This window comes from Streptomyces sp. 3330, from assembly GCF_031456635.1.
In the GTDB taxonomy this organism is placed as follows: domain Bacteria; phylum Actinomycetota; class Actinomycetes; order Streptomycetales; family Streptomycetaceae; genus Streptomyces.
In genome coordinates this window covers 411,844-428,597 of record NZ_JAVDVA010000001.1, presented here as the reverse complement: position 1 = coordinate 428,597, position 16,754 = coordinate 411,844, and the positions used below count along the sequence as shown (strand labels likewise).

11 protein-coding genes and 3 tRNA genes are annotated in these 16,754 nt (G+C 72.8%); 6 read left to right on the top strand and 8 right to left on the bottom strand.

Going from position 1 to position 16,754, the window contains the following annotated elements; all coding sequences use genetic code 11:
* Window positions 1–145: 145 nt before the first annotated feature.
* Window positions 146–1,408, top strand: coding sequence for an RNA polymerase sigma factor (locus J2X68_RS01920; RefSeq protein WP_310430900.1), 1,263 nt, complete (start codon window positions 146–148; stop codon window positions 1,406–1,408).
* Between the two features lie 126 nt (window positions 1,409–1,534).
* Here J2X68_RS01920 and J2X68_RS01915 read toward each other — a convergent pair whose 3' ends face one another.
* From J2X68_RS01915 to J2X68_RS01900, 4 genes are all read right to left on the bottom strand, one after another.
* On the bottom strand, window positions 1,535–3,463 hold the full coding sequence (locus tag J2X68_RS01915; protein WP_310430624.1) for an ABC transporter ATP-binding protein: 1,929 nt from the start codon (window positions 3,461–3,463) through the stop codon (window positions 1,535–1,537).
* Entirely contained in the window at window positions 3,463–5,196 is a 1,734-nt protein-coding gene (locus J2X68_RS01910; protein ID WP_310430899.1) for an ABC transporter ATP-binding protein, read from the bottom strand. The genes J2X68_RS01915 and J2X68_RS01910 overlap by 1 nt, the downstream gene beginning before the upstream one ends.
* 291 nt (window positions 5,197–5,487) lie before the next feature.
* The gene (locus J2X68_RS01905; protein WP_310430623.1) at window positions 5,488–6,945 is read right to left on the bottom strand and encodes an FGGY family carbohydrate kinase; all 1,458 of its coding nucleotides are present in this window, start codon (window positions 6,943–6,945) and stop codon (window positions 5,488–5,490) included.
* A gap of 171 nt (window positions 6,946–7,116) precedes the next feature.
* Window positions 7,117–7,422: a YtxH domain-containing protein gene (locus J2X68_RS01900; protein ID WP_310430622.1), complete on the bottom strand. Its 306-nt coding sequence runs from the start codon at window positions 7,420–7,422 to the stop codon at window positions 7,117–7,119.
* 159 nt (window positions 7,423–7,581) lie between these two features.
* Here J2X68_RS01900 and J2X68_RS01895 point away from each other — a divergent pair.
* From J2X68_RS01895 to J2X68_RS01885, 3 genes are all read left to right on the top strand, one after another.
* Window positions 7,582–7,654: transfer RNA gene (locus tag J2X68_RS01895), tRNA-Asn, on the top strand.
* A gap of 5 nt (window positions 7,655–7,659) precedes the next feature.
* Window positions 7,660–7,732 (top strand) — tRNA-Asn (locus tag J2X68_RS01890).
* Between the two features lie 169 nt (window positions 7,733–7,901).
* Window positions 7,902–7,978, top strand: a tRNA-Ile gene (locus J2X68_RS01885).
* Window positions 7,979–8,382: 404 nt separating this feature from the next.
* Here J2X68_RS01885 and J2X68_RS01880 read toward each other — a convergent pair.
* Together J2X68_RS01880 and J2X68_RS01875 are read right to left on the bottom strand one after the other, a co-directional pair.
* Entirely contained in the window at window positions 8,383–9,108 is a 726-nt protein-coding gene (locus tag J2X68_RS01880; RefSeq protein WP_310430621.1) for an SCO4225 family membrane protein, read from the bottom strand.
* A 96-nt stretch (window positions 9,109–9,204) separates the two neighbouring features.
* Window positions 9,205–10,317: a LacI family DNA-binding transcriptional regulator gene (locus J2X68_RS01875; RefSeq protein ID WP_310430620.1), complete on the bottom strand. Its 1,113-nt coding sequence runs from the start codon at window positions 10,315–10,317 to the stop codon at window positions 9,205–9,207.
* 166 nt (window positions 10,318–10,483) lie between these two features.
* On the opposite strand from J2X68_RS01875, the gene J2X68_RS01870 reads away from it, so the two are divergent.
* On the top strand, window positions 10,484–12,049 hold the full coding sequence (locus J2X68_RS01870) for a discoidin domain-containing protein (RefSeq protein ID WP_310430619.1): 1,566 nt from the start codon (window positions 10,484–10,486) through the stop codon (window positions 12,047–12,049).
* A gap of 59 nt (window positions 12,050–12,108) precedes the next feature.
* Here J2X68_RS01870 and J2X68_RS01865 read toward each other — a convergent pair whose 3' ends face one another.
* Entirely contained in the window at window positions 12,109–13,269 is a 1,161-nt protein-coding gene (locus J2X68_RS01865; protein ID WP_310430618.1) for an FAD-dependent monooxygenase, read from the bottom strand.
* Window positions 13,270–13,401: 132 nt separating this feature from the next.
* Window positions 13,402–14,274, bottom strand: coding sequence for an LLM class flavin-dependent oxidoreductase (locus J2X68_RS01860; protein ID WP_310430898.1), 873 nt, complete (start codon window positions 14,272–14,274; stop codon window positions 13,402–13,404).
* Between the two features lie 126 nt (window positions 14,275–14,400).
* Between J2X68_RS01860 and ligA the strand changes: the two genes are divergently transcribed.
* Window positions 14,401–16,560, top strand: a complete 2,160-nt coding sequence (gene ligA / locus J2X68_RS01855) for an NAD-dependent DNA ligase LigA (protein WP_310430617.1) — start codon at window positions 14,401–14,403, stop codon at window positions 16,558–16,560.
* Window positions 16,561–16,754: the final 194 nt, after the last annotated feature.

The following is a 16,754-nucleotide window of genomic DNA, read 5'->3' as shown; positions in this document are numbered from 1 at the left end:
TCACGGACCGGACTCAAAAAGTCGCCGCACGCCCCTCGTGGCGGCTGTGTGTCGTACTCCACACTGGGGGCGGTGCCTGAGTCCTCGGAGCGCGGCCGATCCCGGACGGACGCGGCGTGGCCGCCGACTCCGCCCCGAAGTACCGCTGCTGCTCACGTCAGCAGCGATCATCCTGGAGGTCGCCCCCGTGCAGACCCAGACCCTGACCCAGACCGTCAGCAGTGCCGAGAGTACGGCCGGTACCACCGGCGCCGGTCCGGCCGACGGCACGGAACCGGACGCCGAGACCGACGTCCTGGCCGCCGTCCCGCCGCAGCACCGCGCCGCGCACCACCCCGAGACCCACCCCGGGACGCACCCGGAAACGCACCCGGAGACGCAGGCCGAGACCGAGACCGAGCCCGAGACCGAGCCGCCCGTCGAGGCGCTGGAGGAGGCGCCCGAGGACGCCCCCGAGCTCGTCGCGCCGCCCCGCGTCCGGGCCGCCGACAGCGGCCGCCCCTCCTCGGACCTGTTCCGCCAGTATCTGCGCGAGATCGGCCGCATCCCGCTGCTCACCGCGGCCGAGGAGGTCGAGCTGGCCCGGTCCGTGGAGGCCGGCCTGTTCGCCGAGGAGAAGCTGAGCGGCGCGACCGACCTGGACAGCCGACTGGCCCTCGACCTCGACCGGCTGGTCGTCATGGGCCGCATGGCCAAGCGCCGGCTGATCGAGGCCAACCTGCGGCTCGTGGTCTCCGTCGCCAAACGGTACGTCGGGCGCGGGCTCACCATGCTCGACCTCGTCCAGGAGGGCAACCTCGGTCTGATCCGGGCGGTCGAGAAGTTCGACTACGCCCGCGGCTACAAGTTCTCCACCTACGCCACCTGGTGGATCCGCCAGGCCATGTCCCGCGCGCTGGCCGACCAGGCCCGCACCATCCGCGTCCCGGTCCACGTCGTCGAACTCATCAACCGGGTCGTCCGCGTCCAGCGCCGGATGCTCCAGGAGCGCGGCTACGAGCCGACCCCGGAAGAGGTCGCCGCCCAGCTCGACCTGCTGCCGGAACGCGTCGGCGAGGTCCTGCGGCTGGCCCAGGAGCCGGTCTCGCTGCACGCCCCGGTCGGCGAGGAGGACGACGTGGCCCTCGGCGACCTCATCGAGGACGGCGACGCGGCCAGCCCCGTGGAGTCGGCGGCCTTCCTGCTGCTGCGCGAGCACCTGGAGGCCGTGCTCTCCACCCTCGGCGAACGCGAACGGAAGGTCGTCCAGCTGCGCTACGGACTGGCGGACGGACGCCCGCGCACACTGGAGGAGATCGGCCGCATCTTCGGCGTGACGCGCGAGCGGATCCGGCAGATCGAGTCGAAGACCCTCAACAAACTCCGCGACCACGCCTTCGCGGACCAGCTGAGGGGCTATCTCGACTGAGCGGAGCCGCTCGCCGTCCCCCGTGCGAGCCCGTCCCCCGTGCGAGCCGCCCCCCCGTGCGAGCGGCCCCCGTTGATCCCGGAGAAGCCCCGGAGACGTCCCGGGGACGCCTCCGGGAAGGGACCGTCAGTCGACCTCGGCCAGCGCCTGCGCGAACTGGGCCTGGTACAGCCGCGCGTAGGCCCCGTCCGCCGCCAGCAGGTCGCCGTGCGCGCCCTGCTCGACGATCGAGCCGTTCTCCATCACCAGGATCGTGTCGGCGTCCCGGATGGTCGACAGCCGATGCGCGATCACGAACGACGTACGGCCGTGCGCGAGCTTCGCCATCGCCTTCTGGATCAGCACCTCGGTGCGGGTGTCGACGGAGCTGGTCGCCTCGTCGAGCACCAGGATCGTCGGATCGGACAGGAACGCCCGCGCGATGGTGATCAGCTGCTTCTCACCCGCGCTGACCCCGCTGCCCTCGTCGTCGATCACCGTGTCGTAGCCGTCGGGAAGGGTACGGACGAACCGGTCGGCGTGCGCGGCCCGCGCCGCCTCCTCGATCTCGCCGCGGGTGACCTCGCCCGACGCCCCGTACGCGATGTTCTCCGCGATGGTGCCGCCGAACAGCCAGGTGTCCTGGAGCACCATGCCGATGCCGGCGCGCAGTTCGTCCCGGGACATCGACGCTATGTCGACGCCGTCGAGGGTGATGCGCCCGCCGGAGACGTCGTAGAACCGCATGAGCAGGTTCACCAACGTCGTCTTGCCGGCGCCCGTCGGGCCCACGATGGCGACCGTGTGGCCGGGCTCCACCGTCAGGGACAGGTCCTCGATCAGCGGCCTCTCCGGGTCGTACCGGAAGGACACGCCCTCCAGCGCCACCCGCCCGCGCAGCTCCGCGGGCCGCTCGGCCGCCACCGGGTCCGCCTCCTGCTCCTCCGCGTCCAGGAGTTCGAAGACCCGCTCGGCCGAGGCGACGCCGGACTGCACCAGGTTCGCCATCGACGCGACCTGCGTCAGCGGCATCGAGAACTGGCGCGAGTACTGGATGAACGCCTGCACGTCACCGATGGACAGGGACCCCGAAGCGACGCGCAGTCCGCCGACCACCGCCACCAGGACGTAGTTGATGTTCGACACGAACATCATCAGCGGCTGCATGACGCCGCTGTTGAACTGCGCCTTGAAACCCGCCTCGTACAGGGCGTCGTTCTGCTCGGCGAACTGCTGCGCCGACTCCTCCTGGCGGCCGAACACCTTCACCAGCGTGTGGCCGGTGTACATCTCCTCGATGTGGGCGTTGAGCTTGCCGGTGGAGCGCCACTGCTGCACGAAGTGCGGCTGCGACCGCTTGCCCACCCGGGTGGCGACGAAGAACGACAGCGGCACGGTCACCAGCGCGACCAGCGCCAGGATCCACGACACCCAGAACATCATCGCCAGCACGCCGATGATGGTCAGCAGCGAGTTGATCAGCTGGCCCATCGACTGCTGGAGCGTCTGCCCGATGTTGTCGATGTCGTTGGTCGCGCGGGACAGCACCTCGCCGCGCTGACGCTTGTCGAAGTACGACAGCGGCAGCCGCGACAGCTTCGTCTGCACGTCCTCGCGCATCCGGAACATGGTGCGGTTGACGGACTTGTTGACCAGCCGCGTCGCCACCGCCATCAGCAGACCGGCGATCAGGAACACGCCGAGCGCGAAGAGCAGGACCTCGCCGACCGCGCCGAAGTCGATGCCCTTGCCGGGCGTGAAGTCGGTGCTCCTGAGCATGTCGGCGACCTTGCCCTCGCCGCGCTCCCGCATCGAGTCGAGGACCTGCTCCTTGCTCGCCCCGGCCGGCATCTGCCGTCCGACGATGCCCGCGAAGACCAGGTCGGTGGCCTTGCCGAGGATCTTCGGCCCCACCACGCTCAGGCCGACGCTCAGCACCACGCAGAACAGCATCCCGTACAGGGTGAACCGCTCCGGCTTGAACTGGGCGAGCAGTCTCCTGCCGGACCCCTTGAAGTCCAGCGAGTGACTGTCGGGCCCGGTGCCGGCCATCATGCGTCCCATGGGCCCGGCCATCAGGCAGCCTCCGCTTCCGTGAGCTGGGAGAGCACGATCTCCCGATAGGTCTCGTTGTCCGCCATCAGTTCGCGGTGGGTGCCCGTGCCGACGACCAGACCCTCGTCGAGGACGATGATCCGGTCGGCGTCGCGGATGGTGGCCACCCGCTGGGCGACGATGACGACGGTCGCCTCGGCGGTCTCCCGTCCGAGCGCCGCCCGCAGCGCCGCGTCCGTGGCGTAGTCGAGGGCGGAGAAGGAGTCGTCGAAGAGGTAGATCTCCGGCCGCTGCACGAGCGTCCGGGCGATCGCGAGCCGCTGCCGCTGACCACCGGAGACGTTCGTCCCGCCCTGCGCGATGGGGGAGTCGAGGCCGTTCTCCAGCTTGCTCACGAAGTCCTTGGCCTGCGCCACCTCCAGCGCGTGCCACAGCTCCTCGTCCGTGGCGTCCGGATTGCCGTAGCGCAGGTTGGTGGCGACGGTGCCGGCGAACAGGTACGGCTTCTGCGGCACGAGTCCGACGGTCTTCGCCAGCAGCACCGGGTCGACCTCGGCGACGGCCACCCCGTCGACGAGCACCTCGCCCTCGGTGGCGTCGAACAGCCGGGGCACCAGCCCGAGCAGCGTGGACTTGCCGCTGCCGGTGGAGCCGATCACGGCCGTCGTCTCACCCGGCCGCGCCACCAGCTCCACGGACTTCAGGACGGGCTCCTCGGCGCCGGGGTAGCGGAATCCGGCGCCCCGGATCTCCAGGTGGCCGTGCCGGCGCAGCTCGGTGACGGGAGCCACCGGCGGCACCACGGACGACGAGGTGTCCAGCACCTCCTGGATGCGCTCGGCGCACACCTCCGCGCGCGGCACCATCATGAACATGAAGGTGGCCATCATCACGGACATGACGATCTGCATGAGGTAGGCGAGGAAGGCGGTCAGATCACCGATCTGCATCCCGCCGCTGTCGATCCGGTGGGCGCCGAACCACACCACGGCGATCGACGACAGGTTCACCGTGGTCATGACCACGGGGAACATCAGCGCGAGCAGGTTGCCGGTCCTCAGCGACGTGTCGGTGAGGTCGCTGTTGGCCTTGCGGAAGCGCTGCTGCTCGTACTCGTCGCGGACGAAGGCGCGGATGACCCGGTTGCCGGTGATCTGCTCGCGCAGCACCCGGTTCACGGTGTCCAGCTTCACCTGCATGGACCGGAACAGCGGCCGCAGCCGGCGCACGATCAGCGTCACGCACAGGCCCAGCACCGGCACCACGGCGACGAGCACCGCGGACAGCGGCACGTCCAGGCCGAGCGCCAGCACGATCCCGCCCACGCACATGATGGGCGCCGACACCATCAGCGTGAACGTCATCAGGGCCAGCATCTGGATCTGCTGGACGTCGTTCGTCGTCCGGGTGATCAGCGAGGGGGCGCCGAACTGGCCGACCTCGCGGGCGGAGTAGGACTGCACCCGGTCGAAGACGGCCGCCCGCACGTCCCGGCCGAGCGCGGCGGCGGTCCTGGCGCCGTAGTACACGGCGCCGATGTTGCACACGACCTGCGCCAGCGAGATGCCGATCATCACGCCGCCGAAGGACAGGATGTATCCGGTGTCTCCCTCGACGACGCCGTTGTCGATGATGTGCGCGTTCAGGGTGGGCAGGTAGAGGGTGGCGCAGGTCTGGAGGAACTGCAGCGCCACGAGCAGGGCGATGGGTTTCTTGTAGGGCCTGAGATAGGACCGTAGTAGTCGTATGAGCACGCTACGTCTCTCGGAGTCGGCGGGGAGGGGCATTGGTTGCCCCTGGCCCCTATCGTTGAACACTCCACCGGCGTTACCTCAACTGATTAAGCTGAGAGCAGTGCTTTTACGGCCGTCCGCGCGAGCCGGACGCACAGGTGTCCACCCGACGCGCCCCCCGCACCCGCCGCGCCCCTCACGCACCACGCGCCCCCGCCCTCGGAACGCCCCCGGCGACGACCGGCTGCCGTTACGTCCGGTCGTCGCCCTGCCCGGCTGCCGCCTCTCCGCTCCCGTCTCCGTCCGCGCCGCCTATCCGCGGAACGCCCCCGGATGGGTCTGCTCGCGCACCGACACGAACTGCTGCCGCACCGCCTGTCCGACGGCCAGCTCCTCACCCGGGTCGAGCACCTGCGCGGCCGCCCCCTGCCAGGCCGGCGGGGTCCGCGGGTCGAGCGTGCCCTGCGACGCTCCGAGCGCCCACGCGGCCTGCCGGGCCGCCCCGATCGCCGCGTAGTCCGCCGGCTGCGGCACGACGACCTGCGCGCCGAACAGCGCGGGCGCCGCCGTCTGCACGGCCGGCAGCTCGGCCGCCGCGCCGAGCAGGAAGATCCGCCGCACCTCCACGCCCCGCCCGCGCAGCACGTCGAGCGCGTCCGCGAGCCCGCACAGCATGCCCTCGAAGGCGGCCCGCGCGAAGTGCTCGGGCTTCATGGACTCGCGGCGCAGACCCGCCAGCGTCCCGGCCGTGTGCGGCAGGTTCGGCGTCCGCTCACCCTCCAGATAGGGCAGCATGACCAGCCCGTGCGACCCCGGCGTCGACTTCATCGCCAGGTCCGACAGCGCCTCCAGATCCGCCGCCCCGATCAGCTCGGCGGCCCCGCGCAGGGTCCGTACGGCGTTCAGGGTCGTGACGACCGGCAGATGCATGCCCGTCGCGTCGGCCAGCGAGGTGATCATCCCGCTCTGGTCGACGAGCGCCTCGTGGTGCACCGCCATCACGGACCCGGAGGCGCCGAGCGAGACGACCGCGTCCCCGTGTCCGATTCCCAGCCCCAGGGCCGCGGCCATGGTCTCGCCGGTCCCGGCGGAGATCAGCAGCCCTTCCGGCGTCGTACCGGCGGCTTCGGACGGTCCGATCACCTCCGGGAGCATGGCCTGGTGACCGAGCGCCAGCTCGACGAGATCCGGCCGGTAACCGCCGGTGGCCGCGGACCAGTACCCGGTGCCGGAGGCCCCGCCGCGATCGGTGGTCCTGCGTACGGGCCGCCCGAGGAGCTGCCACACCAGCCAGTCGTGGGCCTGGAGCAGTACGGCGGTCCGGGCGGCGGCGTCCGGTTCGTTCTTCGCCAGCCAGCGCAGCTTGGTCACCGGCTGGGCGGCCTGCGGGACACACCCCACCGCCTGCGCCCACGCCTCGCGCCCGCCGACCGCGTCGATCAGATCGGCCGCCGCGACCTGCGCCCGCTTGTCCCCGCCGACCATCGCGGGGCGCACGGTGTTGCCCTGCGCGTCCAGCGGCACGACGGCGTTCTGCTGCGCGGACACGCCGATGGCCTGCACACCTTCGAGCAGCCCCCCGCCCGCGGCCTCGCCCAGGGACAGCAGCCAGGCCTGCGGATCGACGTCGGAGGGCCGCCCTCCCGCACTCTCGGCGCCTTCCATCGGATGCGGCGCATACCCCTGCCGGAGCACGGCTCCGGTGTCCGCGTCGCAGACGACGATACGAGTGAAATCGGGTGAACTGTCCAACCCGGCGACTATCCCCATGGCGAAAATTCTGCCGCACGCGCCGCTCTGGTTGGGCCGCGGAGACCGCAGGGGTGCCCCGCTGCCGTCGAACGAGGGGCGTTGTCGCTGGTCCAGCCCCCGCGAGGCAGCCGCATATGTCACAACGGCGCGGCGCCGGGACGACTCGCCCGGCGCCGCGAAGGAGCCCCGTTAGGTGTTGCTGGTGCCCCAGTCGTCCCCGCTCGCGCCGTTGCTGTTGCGGTCACGCAGGGAGCGCACCCGGCCCGCCACCGACTCGGGCATCCGGTCGCCGACCTTGTCGCTGACCGCGTGGTACGCCTTGCCCGCGTACTGGCGCCCCTGCTGCGCGGCGGTCTCGGCGGTGTTGCGCACGGCGGGGTTCTGGGCGACCTGCCGCGCGGACTTCTTCAACTGCTCGTAGCGCTCGCGCCCGGCTCGCGTGCCCAGTACGTAACCCAGACCCAGCCCGACGACGAACGTGAGCTTGTAGCGCATGACGGCCATCCTCTCCTTGCGTAGTCCCTGGCACGACATGGGCGCCGGGGGGAACCGATTGGCGGAGCACCCCCCTGCTTGCGCTAATGTATGTGTCGCAGCGAGCGAGCGCTTCCTGGCGAATACCCAGGTGAGTACGTTCGATGCAAAACGAGGCATTCCCCTGTAGCTCAATTGGCAGAGCAGCCGGCTGTTAACCGGCAGGTTACTGGTTCGAGTCCAGTCGGGGGAGCTCGGTCCTCCGTAGCTCAATTGGCAGAGCAGCCGGCTGTTAACCGGCAGGTTACTGGTTCGAGTCCAGTCGGGGGAGCATCGTGAACGAGGACCCCATGGGGGTCCTTTTTCATGTCGGCGGGAACCGTGCAGGCCAGGGGTGTTGTCCCCATGGTCGTGCAAGGTCGGCCAGCCGAAGCGTGAGATCGTATGAGCGGCTATGCTGCGGCAGACGGCGCGCACACATGTACGCGACACGCCGCTATGGGGCGGTAGCTCAGCCGGTTAGAGCAGCGGACTCATAATCCGTCGGCCGTGGGTTCGAGTCCCACCCGCCCCACCACATACCTGTTGGGCAGGAACGTTCTCACCTGCCGAAACGGCCGGCGTCGTTGCTCTGGCGCCCGACGCGCCGAGCGCCCGAGATTCGCCGGCTCGCCCCTTATCCGCCCGAAGCGTCGACGGCCCCCGGCCCCGCGACGACGGCACCCTTCCCGTCTTCCTCGGGGACCCCCTCGACACCCCCCCGCACCCGCTCCGCACGGTCGGTGACGGGGTGTCTGCGACGGTTGTCAAGGTGCTTGCCGAAGGTGTGGACGCCAGGACCCGGGAACCATCCGGTCCTTCGGTCCGGCCGTGGCGGAGATCCAGGACATCCGGTCCGGTCGGGTCACAGCGGTCACTGCTGCGGCCGCCGGGATCGACGCCCTCGTGGCCCGCGTCCCCGGCCTCCCGGAGGCCTCGGTCTCAGACGGCCGGACGCGGGTCGCGCACCCGCAGCCTGTGGGCGAGGCGGCCGAGCAGGACGGCGTTGAACAGCCCGGCCAGGGCCGTGCCGACGGCGAAGACCAGGGGGCTGAGCCAGGTGAGCGAGGAGTACTGCGCGGGCGCCGACACCAGGAAGGCGAGCAGGCTGACCGGCGCCGTGGCCATGAGCGGCCAGATCCCGGCGAACCCCGGGTCCGGCAGCACGTACGCGGCATAGAGGAAGAACCCCACCGCCGCGGCGACCACGGCGAGGTACGCCCGCGCGAGCCAGTTGTCCACCGCCGGCGCCAGCAGGGCCGGCACCCGCCCGGACCGGGGGCGCTCCGCGGGGGCCGGGACCGGGGGAAGGGGCGCACGGTCGCCGGCCGTCGCGGATCTCGCCGTGAGGGCGCCGAGCACCGCGGCGTTCACGAGCGCGCACAGCAGCAGCCACCCGGCCCAGAAACCGACGGCCGCCGCCCCGGCCGCCCCGCCGCCCTCGATGCCGGGACCGAAGGGCAGGAGCACGCTCAGGAAGGAGAGGGGCGCGGTGAGCATCAGGGGGGCCGCGGCGATGCCGCTGTCCGGGAACAGGAACATGACCGCGACGGAGGCGGTGACCAGGCCCAGGTAGCCCCGGGCCGGCCAGTTGTCCGTGGCGAGCGCGAGGAGGCGGCGCAGGCGCGGGAGGCGCGGGAGGCGGGGAGAGCGCGAGGCGTCGGTCATCGTGGATCCTTCGGGTCGGTCCGGGTCGGTGATCTCCACGATGGGGCAGGGCGCGCGTTCGGGGTTGAGTACGGGTACTCAACTCCGCCTGGGGGTTCACTGCGTCGCGCGCACGGTCGGCCCGGTGGACGCCGTGCTCTCGCGGAGGATCAGGGCCGTGCCGACGAACGTCGGAGCGGGGGGCCGGTAGTCCTTCTCCAGTTGGCCGCGCAGCAGGTGGAAGGCGTCGCGGCCCAGCCCCCGGAAGTCCATCCGGACGGTGGTGAGGGCCGGGGTGACGAACTCCGCGTGCGGCGCGTCGTCGAAGCCGATCACGCTGACCTCTCCCGGCACCGACCGCCCGGCGTGGTGCAGGGCGCGCAGCACGCCCAGCGCCAGGTCGTCGCTGCCGCACAGGATCGCCGTCACGCCCGGGTCGTGGGCGAGTCGCCGCCCCTCCTCGTAGCCGACCCGCGCCTCCCAGCCCTTGCCGCCGTGGGGTTCGGGCGGGGTGACGCCGGCCGCCTCCAGGGCCGTGCGCCAGCCCTGCGCGCGCGGCCCCTCCGAGCGCCGGGGGCCCGTCGACGTCGGGATCGCGACGTAGTGGACGGTCCGGTGCCCGAGCTCCAGCAGATGCGCGGTGGCGGCGCGGGCCGCCTCGCGGTCGTCGGCCCACACGGCCGGGCGGGGAGGGGTCCGGCCGCGGGCGGGCGCCTCGACGACCGCGGCGCACGGCACGTGCTCCGGGATCCGGTCCAGCGCCGAGGCGCCGAGCCGGTCGAAGCCGATGACCATCAGTCCGCCCCCGTCGGCCGCCGCCGAGGAGAGGACACGGTCCAGGTCGTCCTCCGGCGTCAGCAGCCTCACGCCCGGCGAGCAGCCCGCGGCACGGGCCGCTTCCTCCAGGCCCTGGAGGGTGGCCGCGTAACCGTGGAGGGTGGTGTTCGACGTCAGGACGGTGACCGACCGCGTGACGCCACTGGCCAGCGCGAACGCCGTGGCGTTGCGTCGGAAGCCCAGTGCCGCGACGGCCGCCTCGACCCGCTCGCGGGTCTCCTCGCGCACGTTCGGGTGGCTGTTGATGACCCTGGAGACGGTCTGGTACGAGACTCCCGCGGCCCGCGCGACGTCCCGGATGCTCGCGGCCTTGCGCGGCTCCGGCCCGGGGCCAGAGGGGCTGCCGGAACTCGTGTGACCGGTCACATCCATCTCGCGATCGTCGGTGGCCATCAGGCCGGAGGACAACACCGTACGGGGTCGCCGGGTCCGTCAAGCGCGGTGCGGAGGCCGCGACTTGGACGGCGGGCGCTGTCAGAGCGAGACGCTAGGGTCCCACTGGTCGCGTCACCTCCCTTGGGTGACAACGTTGTTGACTGCCTATCAGGAGCTGAACGCCATGACCTTGAACGCCACCTTCGCCGACTTCTCCGTCGATCCCTTCCGGCTGTCCAACGCCGTCGTCAGGCACGACCGCGCCGGGTTCGGGGGCTCCCACCTGACGCTGGACGCGGGCGGGACGGTGACGCTGGACTTCGAGGTGGCGGACCCGGAGGACATTCCCGAGGTGACGCTCACCGTCACGGCTCTGGTCTCCCGGCTCGGCTCCGCCCCCGGCCACGCCCCGATCGACGTCCTGCTCCAGGGCGAGGCGCTGGCCGAGGGCCTCACCGTGCCCGGCGGTGGAGACCTTCCGCAGGACAACGTGTTCGCCGTGCCGGCGCTCCTGCTGAAGCCGGGGACCAACACCCTGGAGATACGCGTCGCGGCCGAGGCGCGCAGCACGCTGCGGCTCTACCGGATCACGCTGGACTCCGTCGACGAGCGGGGCCGCTCGGAGCGCGCGCTCGCGGCGGAGGCCGCCCGCAACTCGGTCTTCGCCTACCGGACGGAGATCCGCGCCGCGCACGACTCCTCGTCCACGCCCTGGCAGGAGGCCCCGCGACTGGTGTTCCACGTCGATCGGGACGAGCACGCGCTGCCCGCACAGCTCGGCTGGCGCGGCGAGGACGGGGCCGAATCGGCCATCAGCTTCCAGTCGAACATGTCGGACTTCCACGGCAGCCACCGCGCCGCCGACGGCACGGTCTACGAGTACCGCGGCCGTCTCACCGGCGGCTGGGTCTTCCCGGAGGGGCTCGAGGAGACCTCGGCGTCCGGGCTGCACCGGTTCCGCACGGAGGAGGGATACGGCGGCGGCTGGCACCGCTCCCCCGAACTGCGGCTGCTGGTGGACGACGGCGGGGCCCCCGTGGAGCGGGTGACCTGGCGTGACCAGCGAGGCAACTCCGGCGTGGCGATGATCCGGACCGAGTCGCCGGACGCCGGGGCCGACGAGGTCCAGGTGACCGACGTCGAGGCGAGCGACGAGTTCGAGGAAGTGGGGGAGACGGCGGACAACCTGCTGAACGGCTCCCGGACCAAGTGGCTGGCGAACGACGACACCGCCCGGCTCCACTTCACCCTGGCCCGCCCCGCCGCCGTCACCTCGTACGCCCTGCGGTCGGCGAACGACTGCCCCGACCGCGACCCGCGGGACTGGACCCTTCACGGCTCGTCCGACGGCCGGACCTGGACCCCCCTGGACTCCCGCACCGGGGAGACCTTCAGCGGCCGCTTCGAGACCAGGGAGTTCCGCCTCCGCGTCCCCGCCTCGGCGCACCGCCGCTACCGCCACTACCGCCTCGACATCACCCGCAACTCCGGCGCGACCCAGACCCAGCTGGCCCGGGTGCGCTTCGCCGAAGGCGCGACCTCGGGGGTGGCGTTCACCGGTTACTACCAGCGCTGGAACGAGGGCCCCATCGGCTATCGCGGCACGCAGGCCCCCGCCTCCGGATCCGCGTCCGCGTCCCTCGCCGTCCCCGCGCCGCTTCTGGCCGAGGACCTGGAGGCGGCCGTCCGGTCCCTGACCGACACGGCCCAGACCCTGGCCGCCCTGGCCGCCCGCCTCCGCGACGCCTGAGCGAGACACCGCCGGTCCGGCCGGTCCCGTTGCCGCGCCGGTCCCGTCGGCCGTGCCGGTCAGCGCAGGGCGGTGGTCCACTCCAGCTGGCGGGTCAGTTCCTCGTCGGGCCGGGCCGGGGACGGGGCCCCGGGGCCGCGGGGCGGCGGGGTGTGGACCCCGCGGGAGATGTTGCCGCTGACGGTCGTGTTGTGTTCCACGCGGGGGCGGCGGAGCGTCTCGTAGTGGGCGAGCGCGGACTCGGTGTCCGGGGCGTCGCGCAGGCACTTGGCGAGGATCACGGCGTCCTCCAGGGCCATGGAGGCGCCCTGTCCGGTGGCGGGGGAGGCCGCGTGGGCCGCGTCGCCGACGAGCAGGGTGCGGCCGGAGCGCCAGGGCGTGCCGTTGGGCATCTCGGTGGCGTTCGTGACCAGGACGGGGGCGGTGGTGGCCGCGACGATGTCCGCGGCCGGTGTGGCGTCCTCGCGCAGCAGCGGAATCAGCAGGTCACGCCATCGGGTGGGAGTGGCGTGCGCGATCTCGTCGGCGGTCAGGGGGTGGTCGGCGTCGACCCGGGCGAACCAGTACGTCTCCCCGTCCGGTGACCTCGTGTGGCCGAAGGCGGCCGCGCTGCCGCGGATCATCGTGATGCAGGCCGCCTCGTCCTCCCCGGCCGCCGACCAGCGGGTGGCACAGCCGTAGAACACACGCTGTCCCGCGTATCGGGGCCGTGCGTCGGGGGCGGTGAGCCGGCGGACCGTGGAGTTCAGGCCGTCCGCGCCGATCAGCAGGTCGCCCGTGGCCGTGCTGCCGTCGGTGAAGTGCGCGGTGACGCCCGCGGCGCCGCTCTCGACGGAGGCGAGCCGGGCGCCGTGGACGACCGCGACGCCCCGGCGGACGGCCTCCGCCTGGAGCGCCGCGTTGAGCTCACCGCGGCGCAGGCACCGGTACCGCAGCCGGGGGTCGTCGGCCTCGCCGAGCGGGGCGCGGGCCACCTCGCCGCCCCCGGCGTCCACCAGCCGCAGGGTGGTCAGCGGGAAGCCGACCGCGGTGACCGCGGAGGTCGCGTCGAGCTGCGCGAGGGCCCGCAGGCCGTTGCCGGCGAGGGTGAGGAACGCGCCGATGTCCTCGGCGGAGTCGGGATGCGCCTCGTACACGGCGACCTCCTGCCCCGCCTTGTCCAGCGCCAGAGCCGCCGCCGTGCCGGCGACCCCGCCGCCGATGACCAGTAGGCGCGCCATGCCTCACCCCGCCGTTCCGCTCGCGGACGCACGGCCCCGTCGTCGTGCGTCACCCACGGTGCAACGCCCGGACGGCGGCCCGGAGTTCCGCCCGGCGGCCGTCGGGCCGGTCCGGGCCGCTTCTTCACCCGTTCAGCGTCCGAGAGCCGTCAGCACCGCTTCGAGCTGGCCCAACGGCTCGGGGCCGACGACGCGCAGGACGACGGTGTCGGCGCCGGAGTCCCGCAGGGCGTGCAGGGCGGCGACGGCCCGCGCGGGGGTGCCCGAGACGGTGAACACCTCGTCCTGCGGGCGGCCCAGCCAGGCGCCGTGGCCCTCGGTGTGCGGGTGCAGGATCCGCGCGACCTCCTCGGGGTCGTCGCCCACGCAGGCGAAGGACAGCACGGTCAGCGTGTGGTCGGGCCCGGCCCCGCCCTTGGCGGTGAGGGCCCGGGTGTTCTCCAGGTCCCGCGGTCCGTGCCCCTCGGCGATCAGGGTGCCGTCCGCTACCCGGCCGGACAGTTCGAGGGAGCGGGGCCGGACCACACCCGCCACCACCGGTGGCACCTGGGCCGGCGGATGCACCAACTGCACGCCGTCAAGCCGGACTTCGCGTCCTTCGAGGTCCACCCGCTCGCCGCGCAGCAGCGCGCGCACGGACGTGACCGTCTCCTCCAGGAGCGCCAGCGGCGACCGGGGCGCGACCCCGACCGACTCCATCCACTCCCGCACCCCGTGCCCGATCCCGGCCACCAGCCGCCCGGGGAACACCCGTGCCAGTGTGGCCAGTTCCATCGCCAGCAGCGCCGGACTGCGCAGCGGCGCCGGTGTGATCCCGATGCCCACCCGCAGCCGCTCGGTCGCCCCCAGCGCGACGGCCGCCGCCGAGACCCCGCCGTTCCAGCCGAGGTCCTCGACCACCCACAGGTCGTCCACCCCGAGCGCCTCGGCCCGCCGCGCGAACGCGGGCAACTCCTCGGGAGCCCAGTCGCGGTCGTACAGGACACCGACCCGTACGTTCGTCACGTTCGTCATCCCCGGAACCTACGGCGTGGACGGCGGACGATCAACGGTGTGTCCGGGCCTGCGCCACCCCCCGGCCGGCCCGGCCCGCCCCGCTCGTCCAGGGCGTTGTCAGTGGTGGCGGGCAGGATGGGCAGCATGACAACCCCCGGTGCAGTGATTGTGGACGCCGTCGCCTACGCGCAGGCGATCGAGGACGCGGTGAAGGCGTCGGCCGCCTACTACGCGGGTGGCACTTCGGTGCTGGACGACGACGCCTACGACCGGCTGGTGCGCGCCATCGCCGCGTGGGAGGACGAGCACCCCGGGCAGGTGCTGCCCGACTCGCCGACCGGCAAGGTGGCCGGCGGGGCGGTCGAGGGCGACGTCCCGCACACGAGGGCGATGCTCAGCCTGGACAACGTGTTCTCCGCGGAGGAGTTCACCGCGTGGACCGCCTCGCTCGCCCGGCGCGTCGGCCACGAGGTCACCCGGTTCAGCGTCGAGCCGAAGCTGGACGGCCTGGCGATCGCGGCCCGCTACACCGACGGCCGCCTGACGCGGCTGATCACCCGGGGCGACGGGACGGCCGGGGAGGACGTCTCACACGCGATCGGCACCGTCGAGGGGCTGCCGGAGGAGCTCGCGGAGCCCGTCACCGTCGAGGTGCGCGGCGAGGTCCTGATGACGACCGCCCAGTTCGAGCACGCCAACGAGGTACGCACCGCGCACGGCGGCGCGCCCTTCGCCAACCCGCGCAACGCCGCCGCGGGCACCCTGCGCGCCAGGGAACGCGCCTACACCGTGCCGATGACCTTCTTCGGCTACGGACTGCTGCCGCTGGACGCCACCGGACCGGCGCTGGCCGAGCTGCTGGAGGAGAGCGCGCACAGCGACCTCATGACCCGGGCCGGCGACTACGGAGTGAACACCACCGCGACCACGGCCGTGCCCGGCGTCACCGCGGGCACCGTCGAGGAGGTCCTGGCCCGGGTGGCCGAGATCGCCGCGCTGCGCGCCTCGCTGCCGTTCGGGATCGACGGGATCGTCGTCAAGGCCGACCTCGCCGCCGACCAGCGCGCCGCCGGCTCGGGCTCCCGCGCCCCGCGCTGGGCGACCGCCTACAAACTCCCCGCCGTCGAGAAGATCACCCGGCTGCTGGCGGTGGAGTGGAACGTGGGGCGCACCGGCATCATCGCCCCCCGCGCCGTCCTGGAACCGGTGCGGATCGACGGCTCCACCATCACGTACGCCACCCTGCACAACGCGGCCGACATCACCCGCCGCGACCTGCGTCTCGGCGACCACGTGATGGTCCACCGGGCCGGAGACGTCATCCCGCGCGTCGAGGCGCCCGTGGCCCATCTGCGCACCGGCGACGAACAGCCCATCGTCTTCCCCGAGGTGTGCCCGCGCTGCGGCTCGGGCATCGACACCGGCGAGCAGCGCTGGCGCTGCGTCAACGGCCGCGACTGCCACCTCGTCGCCTCCCTCTCCTATGCCGCAGGCCGCGACCAGCTCGACATCGAGGGCCTCGGCCACACCCGGGTCGTCCAACTCGTCGAGGCCGGACTGGTCACCGATCTCGCGGGCCTGTTCGCCCTGACCCGTGAGCAGCTCCTCGGGCTGGAGCGGATGGGGGAGACCAGCACCGACAACCTCCTCGCCGCGCTCGCCGCGGCCAAGAGACAGCCGCTGTCCCGGGTCCTGTGCGCCCTCGGCGTCCGCGGCACCGGCCGCTCCATGTCCCGCCGGATCGCACGCCACTTCGCGACCATGGACCTGCTGCGCGCCGCCGACGCCGAGGCGATCCAGCAGGTCGAGGGCATCGGCACCGAGAAGGCCCCGTCCATCGTCGCCGAGCTGGCCGAACTCGCCCCGCTCATCGACAGACTCGTCGCCGCCGGGGTGAACATGACCGAGCCCGGCGCGACCCCGCCCGCACCCGCGGCGCCCGACGCGGCCGGCGGTGAGGGCGCGGACGAGGACGAGGACGAGGACGAGGACGCGCGGGCCGTCGCCGCCGGGCCGCTGGCCGGGATGACCGTGGTCGTGACCGGCGCGATGACCGGAACGCTGGAGAAGCTCAGCCGCAACCAGATGAACGAGCTGATCGAGCGTGCCGGGGGCCGCTCGTCCTCCAGCGTCTCCAAGAAGACCAGCCTGGTCGTCGCCGGGGAGGGCGCCGGATCCAAGCGGACCAAGGCCGAGACCCTCGGGGTCCGGCTCGCCGCGCCCGACGAGTTCGCCGCTCTGGTCGCCGACTACGTCGACGCGGCGCCGGAGCGCGTCGGGGAGCCGTCGGCATAGTGGCTCCGGGTGGTCCGAGCGGTCCCGGCGGTCCGAGCGGTCCCGGCGGTCCGAGCGCTCCGGGCTGTCCGAGCGCTCCGGGCGGGGAACCCGTCACCGGGCCGGCCGTCAGGTCGGCCGGCCCGGTGACGGTGACCGGTCGGGCCCGGGCGCGGCGGGGGCCGCCGCCGGGACCCGGTCACGGGCGAGGCGCG